The 17,514-nt window shown below is 40.7% G+C and carries 14 protein-coding genes; 10 read left to right on the plus strand and 4 right to left on the minus strand.

All coding sequences use genetic code 11. The features are described 5' to 3' along the window. Positions 1-302 precede the first annotated feature (302 nt). From ESZ39_RS15630 to ESZ39_RS15645, 4 genes are all read left to right on the plus strand, one after another. Positions 303-872 carry an RNA polymerase sigma factor gene (locus ESZ39_RS15630; RefSeq protein ID WP_146880854.1) on the plus strand — a complete coding sequence of 190 codons (570 nt, stop codon included), beginning with the start codon at positions 303-305 and terminating at the stop codon, positions 870-872. Next, positions 865-1,950, plus strand: coding sequence for a FecR family protein (locus ESZ39_RS15635; RefSeq protein ID WP_146880855.1), 1,086 nt, complete (start codon positions 865-867; stop codon positions 1,948-1,950). Before ESZ39_RS15630 ends, ESZ39_RS15635 begins: the two co-directional genes overlap by 8 nt. Before the next feature lie 158 nt (positions 1,951-2,108). Then, a complete protein-coding gene (locus tag ESZ39_RS15640) occupies positions 2,109-3,551 on the plus strand; it encodes a sugar porter family MFS transporter (RefSeq protein ID WP_146880856.1) in 1,443 nt (480 codons plus the stop codon). Positions 3,552-3,815: 264 nt separating this feature from the next. After that, complete coding sequence (locus ESZ39_RS15645; RefSeq protein WP_146880857.1) at positions 3,816-4,850, plus strand: metal-dependent hydrolase; 1,035 nt, start codon at positions 3,816-3,818, stop codon at positions 4,848-4,850. Positions 4,851-5,149: 299 nt separating this feature from the next. Here the strand turns inward: ESZ39_RS15645 and ESZ39_RS15650 are convergent, their stop codons facing one another. Beyond that, complete coding sequence (locus ESZ39_RS15650; protein WP_146880858.1) at positions 5,150-7,720, minus strand: excinuclease ABC subunit UvrA; 2,571 nt, start codon at positions 7,718-7,720, stop codon at positions 5,150-5,152. Between the two features lie 821 nt (positions 7,721-8,541). Here ESZ39_RS15650 and rarD point away from each other — a divergent pair. Continuing rightward, entirely contained in the window at positions 8,542-9,450 is a 909-nt protein-coding gene (gene rarD, locus ESZ39_RS15655) for an EamA family transporter RarD (RefSeq protein ID WP_146880859.1), read from the plus strand. Between the two features lie 1,080 nt (positions 9,451-10,530). Here the strand turns inward: rarD and ESZ39_RS15660 are convergent. Further along, a complete protein-coding gene (locus ESZ39_RS15660; RefSeq protein ID WP_146880860.1) occupies positions 10,531-10,992 on the minus strand; it encodes a YybH family protein in 462 nt (153 codons plus the stop codon). Positions 10,993-11,280: 288 nt separating this feature from the next. On the opposite strand from ESZ39_RS15660, the gene msrB reads away from it, so the two are divergent. Continuing rightward, positions 11,281-11,724 (plus strand): peptide-methionine (R)-S-oxide reductase MsrB, encoded by a 444-nt coding sequence (gene msrB, locus ESZ39_RS15665; protein ID WP_146880861.1) that lies wholly within the window; start codon positions 11,281-11,283, stop codon positions 11,722-11,724. A gap of 3 nt (positions 11,725-11,727) precedes the next feature. Continuing rightward, the gene (gene msrA / locus ESZ39_RS15670) at positions 11,728-12,225 is read left to right on the plus strand and encodes a peptide-methionine (S)-S-oxide reductase MsrA (protein ID WP_146880862.1); all 498 of its coding nucleotides are present in this window, start codon (positions 11,728-11,730) and stop codon (positions 12,223-12,225) included. A 347-nt stretch (positions 12,226-12,572) separates the two neighbouring features. On the opposite strand, the gene yihA is transcribed toward msrA, so the two are convergent. Continuing rightward, positions 12,573-13,229 carry a ribosome biogenesis GTP-binding protein YihA/YsxC gene (gene yihA / locus ESZ39_RS15675; RefSeq protein ID WP_223270417.1) on the minus strand — a complete coding sequence of 219 codons (657 nt, stop codon included), beginning with the start codon at positions 13,227-13,229 and terminating at the stop codon, positions 12,573-12,575. 196 nt (positions 13,230-13,425) lie between these two features. On the opposite strand from yihA, the gene ESZ39_RS15680 reads away from it, so the two are divergent. Then, entirely contained in the window at positions 13,426-14,670 is a 1,245-nt protein-coding gene (locus tag ESZ39_RS15680; RefSeq protein WP_146880864.1) for a c-type cytochrome, read from the plus strand. 245 nt (positions 14,671-14,915) lie between these two features. Beyond that, complete coding sequence (locus tag ESZ39_RS15685; protein WP_146880865.1) at positions 14,916-15,536, plus strand: c-type cytochrome; 621 nt, start codon at positions 14,916-14,918, stop codon at positions 15,534-15,536. 433 nt (positions 15,537-15,969) lie between these two features. Here the strand turns inward: ESZ39_RS15685 and ESZ39_RS15690 are convergent, their stop codons facing one another. Next, entirely contained in the window at positions 15,970-16,464 is a 495-nt protein-coding gene (locus tag ESZ39_RS15690) for an outer membrane beta-barrel protein (protein WP_191321822.1), read from the minus strand. A 235-nt stretch (positions 16,465-16,699) separates the two neighbouring features. Between ESZ39_RS15690 and ESZ39_RS15695 the strand changes: the two genes are divergently transcribed. Then, positions 16,700-17,275, plus strand: a complete 576-nt coding sequence (locus ESZ39_RS15695) for a HutD family protein (RefSeq protein ID WP_146880867.1) — start codon at positions 16,700-16,702, stop codon at positions 17,273-17,275. The last annotated feature ends 239 nt before the right edge of the window (positions 17,276-17,514 follow it).

The following is a 17,514-nucleotide window of genomic DNA, read 5'->3' on the forward strand; positions in this document are numbered from 1 at the left end:
CGCAGGAAAAATAATTCAAGGTAAGGCGCTCGATTGAGCAATAGCTGGCTATTGGGAGTGAGAGCAACACAGCCTTGAGCTATTTTAACTAGTACAAGTGAGCAATAACTTAATGGGATTGGTATTAGTCACTTATGTTCAAGATAGGATATTTCTCTATGAATTATAATCTATAAACTTTATATAGCGGATTTCTTAACATGAATCGTCTTAATTGTTACTAGGGTAATTTAATGGTTTGAACAACAAACTTTAACTATAAAACATTGCCAAAAATTACAATAATAAGTAGAAGTAATCTAATGTCGAGTGACACTTTATTTTATAAAATATATTTAGCATCGAGAAAGAGTATTTCTCGTGTGGTATCTCGCATTGTTCCTCCAGATGAAATTGAAGATATTGTTCAAGAAACCTATGTCCGTATTTGCCAAATAGAAAATAAAGAAAATATTAGCTCACCAAAATCATTTATGTATAGAACGGCAAGGAACTTAGCACTAGATTATCAAAAAAGAGCCGGGGTTAAACTTGTTGACCGCGTTGACGATCCGCAAGCTTTGGAGTATTTATTGTCCAACGATGCTGATGAAATGTATGAAAATACTTTAATTAATAATGAGTTTTCGCATTTTTGCGAAGCCGTCAGACAATTACCTACACAATGCCGAAAAATTTTTGTTTTGAAAAAAGTGTATGGATATTCACAGCGCGAAATCGCTGTTCAATTAGGCCTTAGTGAAAGTACCGTGGAAAAACATATCGCAACAGGCATGAAGCGTTGTACGCTCTTTATGCGAAATATTGATAAATTAGAGAATAAACCCTCTGCTAGCACTTCTCAAAGTATTGTTGGAGGCACTCATGAGTAACATCCATCAAATTAATCAAAAATCGACTGAACAGCAATCAGCTGAACAGCTAGAAGAAAAGCGTTTAGATGATGCCAGCGATTGGATCGCTAAATTAGATCGTGGTTTAACTAAACTAGAGAAAAAACGCCTTGCTAAATGGTTATCGACTGATATTTTGAATATTGAAGTTTTATTTGAAGTGGCTCAAATGTGGGATAAAATGGACCACCTAAGTCGTTTATCTGATATTTTTCCACAAGCTAACGTTAAGAAAAAACGCACAAGAAATAGTATTGCCGCTATTGCCGCTTCATGTATTCTTGCAGTAACGTTTATGTTTTATCAAAGTGCCAACAAGCTATTGCCTTTTGTCCAGAGCACGTCATCTATTGTTGCAATGCAGGCAAGTTATCAAACAAATATTGGTGAAAGTAATACCATTAATTTACCTGACAATAGTAAGATAGTGCTTAACACCAATAGTTTTGTACAAGTTAAATATAGCCAAAATTCTCGAATAATTGAGCTACTGCGTGGTGAAATTCATATCGATGTAGCACACGATACCGCACGGCCTTTAAGTGTTATTGTGGCTGGTAAGGTTATCCAAGCGGTAGGGACTGCTTTTAACGTCGAAGTGCGCAATGACTTAGTCGAGCTTATAGTCACTGACGGTAAAGTGTTAGTTGCACAAAAAGATAATACCCGTGACGATGGAATTGAGCAGATAACAAAAAGACTACCACAAAATTCGATGGCGATATCAAAAGGCGAAAAAGTTGACTTAGACATGTCAGGTAAAAAACAAGAGAAAGTCAGAAAAGTAGACCCCATAGAAATGGCGGCTAATTTAAGTTGGCGTCAGGGAAATTTAATATTTCGTGGTGAGTCGCTTGCAGAAACAATGGCCGAGATTAGCCGCTATACCGATATAAAATTTGAATTAGCTGATGATAAAGAACTTCAAAAAGTACAAGTCGCGGGGGTGTTTAAAACCGGTGATGTCTCTGGCTTACTTGATGTGCTAACGAGGAATTTCAATATTAGCTATCAAAAAGTTGGCCCTCATAAAATTGTCTTAAACTACGCTGGATAACACTTGTATCATGTTAAAACCAAAGGCTTAACTTCTCATATTAAGCCTTTAAAAAAGCCCTTAAACCACCATTTCGATTGACCATTATGCAAAATAATGGTTTTTTTATTTCAAGCGCTTAATTACAAAACTAACACAATAACAATAAAGGAAAAAGCATGACTGAACAAACACATTTAGCGGGTTTAAATGGCAGGCAACAAACACCCGAAGAGGTTAGTTCCTCTGTTTTATATGTACTCTTTATTTCTTCTGTCGCTGCTTTAGGTGGTTTTCTTTTTGGTTTTGACTCCGGCGTTATCAATGGCACAGTGACAGCGTTAGGTAATGCTTTTCAATCCAATGATGTGGCAACTGGATTTAATGTTGCCTCTGTTTTATTAGGTTGTGCCGTCGGCGCATTAATGGCTGGACCGATTTCTGACCGTTTTGGTCGTAAACCCATTATGATTGTTACCGCCATGATATTTGCTGTTAGTGCCTTTGGCTCAGGGATATCAGACTCTTCTATTGAGTTTATTTTTTATCGACTAATCGGTGGCTTAGGCATTGGTGCTGCATCTGTTTTAGCACCGGCTTATATTGCAGAAGTTGCGCCTGTTGCATTGCGTGGTCGCCTAGCGACTCTTCAACAACTCGCCATAGTATTAGGTTTATTTACAGCATTTTTAAGTAATTATATTATCGCCTCATCAGCAGGAGGCGCAGAAAATTCATTTCTACTCGACCTGTCAGCTTGGCGATGGATGTTCTGGGTAGAATTAATACCAGCGACATTGTTTTTAATTGGTGTGTTATTTATCCCAGAATCACCACGTTATTTAGTGGCGAAAGGTAAAATACAACAAGCAAGTAATGTCTTTAAAAAAATATCAGCCGGCACTGAAAATGAACTTGTTGATGAAGTGAAAACATCATTGCACGGCAACAAAAAAACTCATCTTGCCGATTTATTTATTGAAGGTAAAAAAAATATTCATCCCATTATTTGGGTCGGTATAGCACTTTCTGTTTTTCAGCAATTTGTCGGGATTAATGTTGTTTTTTATTATGGCGCTGAGCTATGGCAAGCGGCAGGTTTTGACGAATCGCAATCGCTCTTAATCAATGTAATGACAGGAACAACCAATATAGTTTCAACTTTTATTGCCATTGCTTTAATAGACAAAATTGGCCGTAAGCCGTTGCTGTTGGTCGGCAGTATCGGCATGTTTATCAGCTTAGGCATCTTAAGCTTTATTTTTGGTAGTGCCGGCTTTGATGAGTTAGGTAAAGTAGCATTATCTGATGCAATGGGAACTTTTGCTTTAGTTACCGCTAACTTATTTGTCGTATTTTTTGGCTTAAGTTGGGGCCCAGTGGTTTGGGTATTATTAGGAGAGATGTTTAATAATCGTATTCGTGGTGCCGCTTTAGCCATGGCAGCCAGTGCGCAATGGCTCGCAAACTTTGCCATTACCATGACCTTCCCTATTATATTAGGCTCAATCGGTTTAGCAGGCGCTTACGGTTTATACACCATATCTGCGTTTATCAGTATTTTCTTTGTCATAAAATATATCAAAGAAACCCGAGGCGTTCCTTTAGAAGCCATGGAGTAACCTTTTAAAGTTAATAAGGTTCGTCCGCTTAAATGCTAACGAACCTTGTATTATACAACATGGTTGATCAAATCATATTGGTTGAACAAGGACAAAAACCTATCTTTTTGATGTTGTCAAAAAACAAGTCGCTAACTCAAAGTTTGAGTGAACCTATAGAGATAGCTTATTTCTCATCACACAAAAGTGACTGTCTTAACTGATCTAGCATTAAGGGTTAAAGCGTAGTACAAGGTTAATCATGGTTAAATTAGCAAGGTCATTATGGATTCATTAACACAAGTTGTCTTGGGCGGCGCGGTTGGTTATGCAGTATTAGGCAACAAAGTTGGCAAAAAAGCCGCTATTTATGGTGCTATTTTAGGGACCTTGCCTGACTTAGATGTGTTCCTGCCATACAATGGTGAAGTAGAGGCTTTTACTTATCATCGAGGATTTAGCCACTCTCTATTAGTACACTTGTTAATCAGTCCTTTTATTACCTGGCTACTAATCAAATGCCATCAAGCTACAGCCATTTATAAAAAACACTGGTTTTGGCTGGTGTTCCTTTGTTTATCTACCCACGCCATTTTAGATAGCCTCACCGTGTATGGTACACAATTGTTATGGCCTATTACTGAGTATCCGTTTGCAGTCTCTAATTTGTTTATTATTGATCCCATCTATACCTTGCCGCTATTGTTTGCGTTTATTGTTATTTTTCTGCCTAGAATTAAGCAAGCAAGGGTCTCAAAAATCAATCATTTTGCATTAGCCATCAGCTGCCTTTATATTTGTTGGTCTTTAACCGCAAAATTTTATATCGACAAAAAAGTAACAATAGCGCTGCACGATAGGCAAATACAAGCTCATCATTATTTGAGTACACCTGCGCCTTTTTCCACGTTACTTTGGCGGATATTGGTCATGTCAGATGATCAATATTACGAGGGTTATGTCTCTGTGTTTGACTCAGCATCAGATGTCAGTTTAGTGGCTTATCATTCGTCAGATGTTCTGCTTACTAATATCAAAGATGAATGGGATGTGCAGAGGCTTCAATGGTTCACTAAAGGCTTTTATTCAGTCAAAGCAAAAGAGCAGCATATTGTTTTATCCGATTTACGTATGGGTGCGGAGTGCGGCTATGTGTTCAATTTTATTGTCGGTGAGCAAACTAGCACTGGTATTGTTAAGAGCGGTGTTGAGCAGGTGAGTGATAGACCTGATTTAAGTATGCTTGGCCGTGTTTGGGATAGAATTTGGGATGCTTCAGTTTCATTAGCGCCAGTTAAGAAAAACGGTGTGTGCCAATAACGAAAGTTGATTTTATAGCGAAGCTTAAAGGACTAGCATATTGAATAGTGCATGTGACAAGTTGAACCTGCCAGCCGACAGTATTATGAGCTATTAATTTTTTGCCGTTTAATGCGATAAACCAGATATTAGCATCGACGATTTATGCTCTTGAGAAATAGTAGCATTAGTTGATATTACCCTCCTGATGTCCCGTTACCATCATCATTCTCAGGGGCAAGCAATGCTTAGCATCGCGAAAAACGATGTCGCTTTACAGCGCTTAAACCCCTGAAAATGTCTATTTTCTCAGCATTGGATTAAACTGGCGGCGACTTGCGCTTAGGGAGCAAGAAGGGAGCCGTTCGACTGGTCTTCGAGTTTGCTACTTTCGCAGGAGGACCTTGAGCAACAACAAGTCCGCCTTCACCGCCAGCGCCGGGACCAATGTCGATAACCCAGTCGCTGCTGCTGGCCACCTGCATATCATGTTCAACCATGATGACAGTGTTACCTGCGTTAACAAGTCCATTCAATTGCGCCATCAACATCGACACGTCTGCTGGGTGTAGGCCAGTCGTTGGTTCATCGAGAACGTAGAGGGTGTCACCACGTTGGGTACGCTGTAGTTCGGTTGCCAGTTTGATCCGTTGAGCTTCGCCGCCCGACAATTCGGTGGCAGGCTGACCCAGCCGTAGATAGCCGAGTCCAACTTGCAGTAATGCGTCTAATGCGCGCAATACTGGCGGTTCATTGGCAAAGAATTCATGCGCGGTTTCCACGGTCAGGTCAAGCACTTCGGCAATATTTTTGTCCCGGTAAGTGATCTCAAGCGTCTTGTCGTTATATCGCTGACCCCGACACACCGGACAGGGTGAATAGACGCTGGGAAGAAACAGCAACTCTACGCTGACAAAACCGACCCCTTCGCAATTCGAGCAGCGGCCCTTTACAACGTTGAACGAAAAGCGACCTACATCGTAATGCCGTGCCTTCGATTTTCGCGTCGCTGCGAACAACTTGCGTACGTGGTCAAACAAGCTGGTGTAAGTGGCAAGATTTGATCGCGGAGTACGACCGATCGCCTTCTGGTCAACGGTCACCAGTCGTTTCACGTGCTCCATCCCGTCAATAATCCTTCCACCCGTCGACGTCTCCAGCTCCCGTTCCAGTAACTCGACTTCCCCATTGGGGACCTCAACGGTCTTTTGTTGTCCTAGCGCATCGTAAACCAGTTCAACAAGTGCTTGACTCACCAGACTCGATTTGCCTGAACCTGACACTCCGGTAACAGTCGTCATGACGCCGAGTGGGAACTCAACGTTGAGCCCTTGCAGATTGTTTCGTTCAATCCCCGCCAACTTCAGCCAAGCTGTCGGCTGCCGTGGCGGGTGTTTCGCGGCGGCATCGCTTGTGAAAAGGGAGCGACGAGTGTGCGACTTGGTGACTTCGCGCAACCCCTCTAGAGGGCCACTGTAAATCACTTCGCCGCCATGGGTACCTGCGTCTGGCCCAACATCAACGATCCAGTCGGCATGTTGAATAACGCTGACATCATGCTCAACGACGAATAAAGAGTTGCCTGCTAGTATGAGTTCATCCAGCGCGCCCAATAATGCTTGAGTGTCGGCTGGGTGCAGACCTGCCGACGGTTCGTCGAGCACATAAACGACGCCGAACAGTTGCGAGCGGATCTGCGTTGCCAATCGCAGACGTTGCAGTTCACCTGGCGACAAAGTTGGCGTACTGCGTTCGAGCGAAAGGTACCCCAAGCCAAGCTTAGTCAGCGCTTCGACACGGGCTAAAATGTCGCGAGCAATGCGCTGAGCGACGATGGCTTTTTCTGGATGTAGATCACTGGCTGTTGGGTTGGCATTGGCCGCATCGCCCAACAATACAGCGAGTTCGGTTAATGTTAACTGCGACAACTCACCAATATCGAGCCCTGCAAACTTCACCGACAGCGACTCTCGTTTCAGTTTTTTACCATTGCAGTCTGGGCACTGGGAAATTTGCATAAACTGGGAAACGCGTTTTTTGGTCCGCTGACTTTGTGTCGTGGTGAAGGACTGCAAGATGAAGCGTCTGGCGCTCGAAAACTTGCCCATATAATGTGGTTCTTCACCTTTTTCGATTGCCTCGCGAATTTGGGTAAGATTGTATTCCGGATAAACCGGTACCACAGGTGTCTCATCAGTAAACAGGATCCAATCACGTGTTTTTTTTGGCAGCTCGTTCCATGGTTTATCAATGTCATGCCCGAGTGACACAAGTATGCGGCTAAGATTTTGACCTTGCCACGCGGGTGGCCAAGCCGCGATGGCGCGCTCTCGGATCGTTTTTGTCTGGTCGGGAACGAGCAACTTTTCAGTCACTTCAAATACTCGCCCAATGCCATGGCATCGAGGACAGGCGCCTTCTGGTGTGTTTGGAGAGAACGCGTCCGCATACAGTATTTTCTGGCCGCGGGGATATTTCCCTGCACGGGAATACAGCATACGCAGGGCATTAGAAATCGTTGTGACGCTGCCGACAGAAGACCGAACCGATGGCGTGCCCCGTTGTTGTTGAAGGGCGACCGCTGGCGGCAGGCCGTTTATTGCATCAACGTCAGGTTCATCAACTTGGTCGATCAATCGGCGCGCATAAGGCGATACTGAATCAAGGTAGCGACGCTGTGATTCCGCAAACAAGGTGCCAAAGGCAAGCGACGACTTTCCTGAGCCAGAGATGCCAGTAAAAACCACGAGTGCGTTGCGAGGCAGCATGACGTCAATATTCTTGAGATTGTGGACCCGCGCACCGCGCACCTGAATGCAGTGTTCAGGATCACAAGGAATATTCTTAGCTTGCTTTTGAGCGATTATTGAGTTTTTTTTGGCTATGGACATAAACTATTGTTCCTGTTGGGTTGCGCCTTCCAATTTCTGATCGATTTTGGCGGCGTCCGACAATGGGACTGGTTCAATGGGATCTTAACGCACCCTAAGCAATAACTTCAAACCTTCTTCCTCGTTTTCCTCAGTTATACCAGTTCCATTAAGTTTGTGATCTTGTTGTGCGCAGGAAAAATAATTCAAGGTCAGGCGCTCGATTGAGCAATAGCTGGCTATTGGGAGTGAGAGCAACACAGCCTTGAGCTATTTTAACTAGTACAAGTGAGCAATAACTTAATGGGATTGGTATCAATACCCGTTTCACCCATCAGGTCATCTAATCTAGTTGCAGGGAAAGTGGCCAAATATAAGGTATTTATTTTAAATACTCGTTATTCTAATGCGTAAATAAATAACGAAGTAGTGCGGTATTTCAACCAGTAGAAATGCTCACAAAAATTATAAAAATTGGTGTGATTGATAATCTCATGACCCACCATGGATTGGGTCAGTACAACATTTTCAGGTGGATTAATCGTGCTAACGACGATATTTTATCCACTGAACGTTAATTATATCAAGTCCTGAAGCAACCGCGTGCCAAAAGAAATAATTTAGCCTGCTTTGACCTTGTCGACTTATCGCAATAAATAGCGCACCGTTATTAAATTAATATAACGATCAAGCTGGAAATCAAGACATTGTAAATGCTCGACTGATGATCATCGTTAACCTAATTTTAAGTTCAGCTGACCCTAATTGATTATTGACTCCAACCTCGTCCTCCAGCATTGTGCTCAATCTACCAATCGATCGTAAACTTTTAGCGAGAACAAATGCCTAGTTCCTCCACCCCCAAGCAAGAGCTACAGGGCTATATCCTGATGTTTGGTTCAATTATTATTTTCTCATTGCTGCCTTATTACTTACAATTTTTAGCACCTGTGGATGGAAATACTCTGTTTGCTTTTCGTGTGTTATCACAGTTAGGTTTCGGTATTCTAGTTTTGGCTTTAATTAAACAGTTCTCTGAGCTTAAGGCTATTTTTACGCAGCCAAAAGCCTTGTTGTTGATGTGTTTAACATCACCCTTGATCGCATTGCAGTGGTGGGTCTTTTTTTGGGGGCCAGTTAATGGCCAAACCATTAATATCGCTATGGGGTACTTTTTATTGCCTATCACCATGAGTTTAACCGGTCGTTTTTATTTTAAGGAAAGCATGAGTCCTTTATTGTGGTTAGCGGTGTCTGCGGCATTGATTGGGGTGTGTGTTGAGCTATGGACAAACCATACTTTTTCTTGGGTTACGCTGCTTATTTGTTTAGGTTATCCGCCGTATTTTATCTTGCGCCGCAAAAGCCGAATATCGACAACAAGTAACTTTGTTGCAGAGAACATTTTGCTAACTCCCTTCGCTTTGTTGCTTCTATATATTGCGAATCAACAACAACTCCCCTTAATACCTTCACTAGATTGGGGAATACTATTGGTATTAGGTTCGGGGTTTTTGGGCACCATTGCTATGCTATGTTTTGTCTCTGCATCGACACGCTTAAAATTTACGGTCTTTGGCATGTTAAATTATGGCGAACCCATATTGATCATGCTAGTCGCGATATTTTTATTAAATGAATCTATAAATCCGGAACAATTGTGGAGCTATGGCTGCTTTGGTATCGCTGTACTGTTAGTCGTCTGCGATAGTTTACTACGCATAACCATCAGCAAGAAAAAAGCATTTTAGTATACCCGTTACCATTTTGAATTATTTAGAGTCACTCTAAATAATTCAAAATAGTCATAACTCGCTTAAGCGATCTTAGCGGGAAAAAATACTATAAAGTCTATCTCAATTTTTGCCTCATACCGCCATAGAAGGATGAAGTGAAATGTCCCCTGTGTGATCATAAAGCGGAGCCCATGCATCTGATTTTTATACCACCAACAACAAATTAAGCATTTAAATATAATTTTTATGAAGGTTAAATTTCGTATTAAACTTGTCTCTTTTTAGCTGGGTTTTGGCAAAAAAATAAGGTCGACTCTGTAGCAAAATTTAGCGTTTATATTTTATATACCAACAACAGCAAAGAGCTTGAAGCAGTCATAAAATTACATACCTATGCACTTCACTCAGGAAGTGTTTTTTTTAGCTGATTCTTACCAAGAAATAGTAATAAAATGATGTTTAATACCCGTAAATAGCGATAAATGAATATGATTTGATGCCGTTGCCCATTTATCTAGTCTCTTACCTGAGCTAGATGCATAGGCATGTAAAATTATCATTTGGTGACGCGATTCGCATTTTTTATCACACCTTTACATATTTACATATTCACAATGTCTAGAAAGCTCATTTTCTGTCGCCGATCTCATTATTTATACCAGTTCCATTAAGTTTGTGATCTTGTTGTGCGCAGGAAAAATAACTCAAGGTAAGGCGCTCGATTGAGCAGTAGCTGGCTATTGGGAGTGAGAGCAACACAGCCTTGAGCTATTTTAACTAGTACAAGTGAGCAATAACTTAATGGGATTGGTATTACTGCGATCTACACAGCTAAACCGTCTTTTTTTTGATCTAAATGCATTATTTTAGAGTAAAGGCTTTACTTTTGTAGAGTTGTTGCTCTATAATAATGTTGTTCTCGTTTGAACCTGTTGTATTAATTTTGAATTCTAGCTTCCCCAAGCTTCCATACCGATGACCACTTTAGTCATCGGTTTTTTTATGTCTAAAATTTAGCTTTTATTCCACCATGAGAAAATTAACAAAAAAAACCTAGCTCGACATCAGCTAGGAGTTAAGCTTAAACAGGATTAATTAATATTTTTTTGTTTCATCAGCACAATGCCAAGCAACAAATTTCCACTCATCTTCATCTTTGACTAAAACATCACTACAGCGGCCGTGGGTGACCTTTTGTTCTCCTTTTTTATCTGTAATGCCATGAGAATAATAGTAATGTGCAACGGCAGTATCACCATGAACAACAATAGCTGTTGGACTATATTCAGCAACATTGTTAGTTGAGCCATCTTCAAAATTGAATTTTTCCCATCGTTTTACCGCACTACGGCTGCGAGGCATTGGGGTACTATTTCCCCAAACCATCGCGTCTTCGGTTACCCATTTATCTGTCCAATTATTATTGCGTTTGTCGATATCCTCATATGAGGCTAAAACTATATTCCATACTTCTGTTTGCTGTTCGTTCCAACTTTCAGCATAGCTGCTAAAAGCGGTAACTGTGACTATTAATGCTATGGTTAATTTGAAGTTCATTTTATCTTCCTTGTTAATCTGTCGACAAGGCCTACTAAACAACGCTGTTCTCAGTAAACTCGATTTTGCGATTATCGCCCATTAAATATAGCAGGTTTACATTAGTCGGCTGGTTTACCTCAGGTAAGCCTTGTTATATGAAATTTTTGCTCAATATAGTTTGAATACCATGGTGAATTAATCATTACATTTCCGGTCTATTGTTAGGCAGTAATGAGCAGAGTAATATTTCATTAATTTATTGCTGCAATAAATCATTAATCGCCATCAAACCACTAGGGAGATCTTATGTCACAATATACAAAATCAAGCGATGCTATTGCTGCGTTATCCGCTGAGCAATATCGTGTTACACAAGAAAGCGGTACTGAACGCCCTTGGACTGGCGAGTTATTGGAGAATACCTCACCGGGTATTTATGTTGATGTGGTTTCAGGTGAGCCTCTGTTTGCCTCAGCTGATAAGTTTGACGCAGGTTGTGGCTGGCCTAGTTTTAGTAAACCCATTGAAAGCAAAAATGTTAGTGAACTTAGCGATGAAAATCATGGCATGGTGCGCACAGAAGTTCGCTCAGCACACGGTGATAGTCATTTAGGCCATGTATTTACTGACGGTCCAACAGCACAAGGTGGCTTACGATATTGCATTAACTCAGCTTCACTGAAGTTTATTCACCGCGATGATATGACCACTGAAGGTTATGAAGCCTATTTAACCCAAGTAGAAGGATAGAATATGACTATTGAACGAGCCGTATTAGCCGGCGGTTGCTTTTGGGGTATGCAAGATTTAATTCGCCAATTACCCGGCATAACAAAAACCTCTGCCGGTTATACCGGTGGCGATATTAAGAATGCGACTTACCGAAACCACGGTACTCACGCAGAAGGCCTTGAGGTTTACTTTGATAATACTGTGATCGGGTATCGAAAAATTTTAGAATTATTTTTTCAAATACATGATCCTACTACAGTAAATAGGCAGGGTAATGATCTAGGTACTGGGTATCGCTCGGCAATTTATTACACTTGTGCAGCGCAAAAAGCCATGGCGGAAAAAACCATCGCTGATGTCGAGGCCTCTGGCTTATGGCCAGGTAAAGTGGTTACTGAAGTTGAACCCGTTGGTGATTTTTGGCAAGCCGAAGTAGAACATCAAGATTATTTACAACGGATGCCCAATGGCTACACTTGCCATTTCCCAAGACCTGATTGGGTGCTACCTGAAAAATAAGACTGAGCAAGCGGCCTAAACAGCTTTGCATAAGAGTGATTTATTGCAACTGATATGAAAGCACAAATATCGTCGGGTTGGAGTCATGAATGGCTAAGAGCGGCCTGTACATCGTCACTCTTATATATCCATGTGATCGTGACATTGCCGATAAGGAGGTCGGTACTTAGTTTTTGTCTGGAACAAAAAAATTGATCGTACTTCCTGTACATCGTCACTCTTTCACATCCATGTGATCGTGACATACCGTACTTCCTGTACATAAACGCCGGGAAAGTCGAGGCGCTAACTTATTCAGTTGTGATGTCAATATAATCCGTTGAGCACGGTATTGCTCAACGGGTATTTTATTCTTCTATTAGAGGCGTTTCGCTTGATTCACCTAACGGTTGAATATTTTCATCTTGAAACCAATCGCAAATTACTTTGTCTGCTTGCTCCGAGCCAGTACGTTTTAATGACGAGAACGCCTGCACTTTAATATCAGCATTTAATAAAGCTAGCTCTTTTCTAACCGCAAGTACTTGCCCGCTAACTTTACCTTGAGAAAGTTTGTCGCTTTTGGTTAATAAGGCTAAAACCGGTAATTCTCCGTCTACAGCCCATTGAATTAGGTCCATATCAAGATCTTTTAACGGATGTCTAATGTCCATCAGTATCACTAAACCTTTCAAACATTCGCGTTTTTCTAGGTATTCACCTAAAGCTTTTTGCCACTTTTTCTTCATTTCCATGGGCACTTTAGCGAAACCATAGCCCGGTAAATCAACTAAACGTTTGTTTTCAGCAATTTCAAAGATGTTAATCAACTGAGTTCTGCCCGGTGTTTTACTGGTACGTGCAAGGCCTCTTTGATTTGTTAGCGTATTTAACGCGCTTGATTTACCTGCGTTAGAGCGACCTGCAAATGCCACTTCAATACCACTATCGGCTGGTAAACGACGGATATCAGGTGCGCTAAGGGTAAAAGTCGCTTTGCTTAGATGAATGGCTGTAGATGACAAGATTAGCTCCAACGATATAAATAAAAACCGCATTATATCGTTTTTTTATACTAAAGATGCAATTGTATTAGAATTTCGGCAATTTTTTTCATTAAACAAGCCGCTCAATAGTCTTAATGGTGTATAATATCTGCGATTTTTCTGGCTTATTGAATGTATTCAATAAAAAACACAAAAGCATGTTGAGAATTTTCCTATGAGACATATTTTAACTTTATTAATTATAACCTTCTTAAGTATTAACATTGCTGTAGCCGCAACTGGTGACGCAGATGCAGGTAAAGCTAAATCGGCTACTTGTGCTGGCTGTCATGGTGCAAATGGTATTGGCATTAGTGATACCTTTCCTAACTTAGCAGGCCAGCATGCTGATTATATTGTAGTACAGCTGAAAGCATTCAAATCAGGTGAGCGTGAAAACTCATTAATGTATTCAATGGCAGCAGGTTTATCTGAGCAAGACATGGCTGATCTTGCCGCTTATTTTTCAGCATTGCCACGCGATGGCGGAAGCTCAAGTGTCGCCTCTACAGCGGCGCCTACAGGCGTAACTGCAAGTGTATCTAAGGTTAAAGCACCTACTGCTTACGTACCTGACCCTGCAGCCGGTAAGAGCTTATTTGAATTAGGTGATCCGTCTCGCAATATTGCCTCATGTATTGGTTGTCATGGTAGTGAGGGTAACAGCAAGGTATTAATTTATCCGAACTTGGCTAATCAGCATCCTGAATATATTGCGACACAGCTAATGAATTTTAAAAACAAAGATCGCATTAACTACGCCATGAACCAATTTGCCGGTAACATGACTAACAATGATATTGCCGACATGGCCGCTTACTTTTCTGATACCGCTGCCGTTGCTAACGTAGTTTCACGTAGAGTAGCACCATCAGTTCCAATAACCTCTGAGGTTATTGCAGGTAAAGCCAAAGCTGCTACTTGTACTGCATGTCACGGCGTCGGAGGAAACAGTATGGTGCCTATCTATCCAAAACTCGCAGGACAACATGCGGATTACCTTGTAAAACAGTTACAAGAGTTTAAATCAGGTGCACGTGAAAACGCTGTTATGTGGCCTATGGCATCAGCATTAAGTGAGCAAGACATGGTAGAGATTGCCAGCTATTTTGCCGCACAAAAAATGATTGTTGCTGACTTGGAAAGCTCTAAGATTGGTAAAAAACTTTATTTAGGTGGCGATGCAGAACGTGGAATTACCTCTTGTGCAGGCTGTCATGGTGTTAACGGTAAAGGTGCTGGTAAAGCTGGTTTCCCCGTTATCGCTGGCCAAAACGCACCATACTTAAAAGCACAGTTAATGAAATTCAAAAATGGTGAGCGTCATAACGATTACAACACTATGATGCGCAGTGTTGCTACTAGGCTTTCAGTTAGCGACATGGATGAGTTATCGAAATACATCGCGTCAATGAAATAACCTTGGTCATAAAATTACTAATGTGAGCTATTGTATTTAAATAAAAAGCAGCGTTTATCGCTGCTTTTTATTGCCGTGATTTTACACTGCCTTTGAGGCAAAAAAATTTACCGTACTAGTATTGGTTAATTTTTTTAATGACCTTATTTCACAGTCATTAAATTCGTGTAGAATGCCAAACAACATTTTAGCAAATTTTATCAGTAAACCCTTTATGGTGTTTACGACAAGCAGAGACTAAATCAATGAAAAAATTTATCATTACTGTTTTACTAGGATTAAGTGCAGTCACTACTGCCAACGCAGCGCAAGGCGATGCCGAAGCAGGTAAAGGCAAAGCAGCCATGTGTGCTGCTTGTCACGGCGCTGACGGTAATAGTATTGTACCTATGTACCCTAAGTTAGCGGGACAAAGTGCTCCCTACTTAGTTAAGCAACTTACTGAATTTAAATTAGGCATGACCTCTGGTGGAACATCAGGTCGTGTAAACGCCATTATGGGTGGCATGGCAATGGCACTTAGTGAGCAAGACATGGCTGATATCTCAGCATTTTATGCTAAGCAAAAAGTCACTGATGGCAACAGTATCGCTAATACGAAAGGCGAAAAACTTTACTTAGGTGGCCATGCCGAAAGAAAAATTACTGCTTGTGCAGGCTGTCATGGTCCTAGTGGTAAAGGCATGTCAAATGCTGGTTTTCCTGCTCTTGCTGGCCAAAATGCTGAATACTTAAAAATTCAGTTACACGCGTTTCGTAATGGCTCACGTTATAATGACCTTAATGGCATGATGCGAGGTGTTGCTGCCAATTTAACTGATGAAGACATTACTGCACTGTCGCAGTACGCATCGTCATTAAAATAGCCGCTTAAACTATTTAATTAGTTTTTTAAAAGTTAATATTGAAAAAGCAGCGATTAACGCTGCTTTTTATATTTAGAATAAACATCGTCGCTTTTTCATGAGGAAAAATGAAGAAATACAAGGCATAAAATTTAGTCAGTAGTTAGTCACCTTATAAATTTTATAACGCCGTAGTTTTTTATTTTAACCATTAAAAATGAGCAGATAATTAATCAATTTGACTCATACCGTGTACTCCAGTAATTAGGTATATGAACGCTCTTAGAGTAAAGGTAAAGGCAATTAGTGATGTCTATTGGTGTCATCTTGCCTTGGATGTCATCGCTGGCAAAAACAACCATGTCACCGCGACAGAGTACTATTGCTGAATATAAAAGGGTAAGCATATATTTTATAGTGCTCACCTTTGAAGTAATAAAGTTTATTTAAGCGCTTAAAAAGCGTATTTAAAACCAACCGTTATCACATCAGTTCCATCATGATTTTCAAAAGACGCTTCAACGCTAATTTTTTCGTTCAGTTTTTTACCCACACCCGCACCAAAACCAAACTCCCATTCATCATCGCTTGCAGACGTGCCACGGAAACTGGCTTTAAGATCTAAGTTGGCATATGACGGCATCACATAAACATAAAAACCATTGTTATAATTGTATTGACCACGCACAGAAAATGCCATGAAACGTTCGACTTCTACCTTAATACTGCCCGTTTTATCATCAGAGATGCCAGTACCAAGGCGCAATTCAGGTACTAGTGAGAATTGACTATCCTCTGCCACAAATTCATAAGCAACAGCGCCATAAATAGCGCCTAAAGAAAGATTTTCAAGAGATAGGTTTACATAGCCTGCGCCAGCTGACCCGTTGGCCGAAGCCGTTAAAGGTAGTACCAATAAAGAAAGTACAATTAGAGATTTTTTAAACACAACAATATCCTTTTATTAATTTAATTAATGTCGATACAGATAGGAAAGCGCGCATGCTAGCAATCTGTCTCTTGGTAAGCAATTATTTTATCTCTGTTAAATCAGCGTAATAAATAATAAATCATGTGTTAGACGCAATAGATAAATAAACATAACTTGCCACAGACATCGGGGTCAATTTCAGGCTATGATCTAAACAATTAGCAGAATATGCAGGTTTATTTGGGATACAAAAATGATAGAAATTATTCAATCAACAAAGTTTAAAACCGTACCATGGAAAAATGGTAAGGGAGAAACCATTGAAATGGCGATAAGTCCTGGCGGCAGCTTAGATAATTTCGACTGGCGCATAAGTATGGCAAGTGTGATTGAAGATGGCGTTTTCTCTAATTTTACTGGCTATACCCGCAACCTAGTTTTAATTGACGGAGACGGCATCAACTTACAGCACAATGATAATAAAATTGACCGCTTAACCCAGCTATTAGATATTGCCACTTTTGATGGTGGCAATAAAACCGTAGGTAACTTACATAGTAATGAAATAACAGACTTTAATATTATCGCCCGTACTTCGGCCTTTAATACCAAGCTAAGTTGCCAAAAAAGTGCGAAAAATTATTTACTTGAAAGCAGCGCCCTGTGCTTTATCTACAGCTTATTCAAAGACACAACACTGACCTTAAGCAACAGCCAAGAAATTATCACCTTGCCGGCTCAACACTTAATAAAAATAACCGATTTGCCAACAAACTACGCCGACATAACAGGTGAACACCTTATTGTTGTTTATCTAATACCAAGTTGATTAATCAAATTGGTATAACACATTAGACATGATTTTTTAGACCTCTGCTGTTCGCACACCTTACCAGTGTAGATAAAACTTTAAGCCGTCAAATTAACAGTTGACGGACTAAAGTCTGAGGAATCCCCACAAGTTACTCAATATAAACTATCTTGAATAAGTGTCTTCATGGCACTTAGTATCATTCTATCCGATAGATAATATCGTTTATGTTGCAGTACCCTTAACGCTAAATAACC

Source organism: Colwellia sp. C1TZA3, assembly GCF_007954265.1.
GTDB lineage: Bacteria > Pseudomonadota > Gammaproteobacteria > Enterobacterales > Alteromonadaceae > Cognaticolwellia.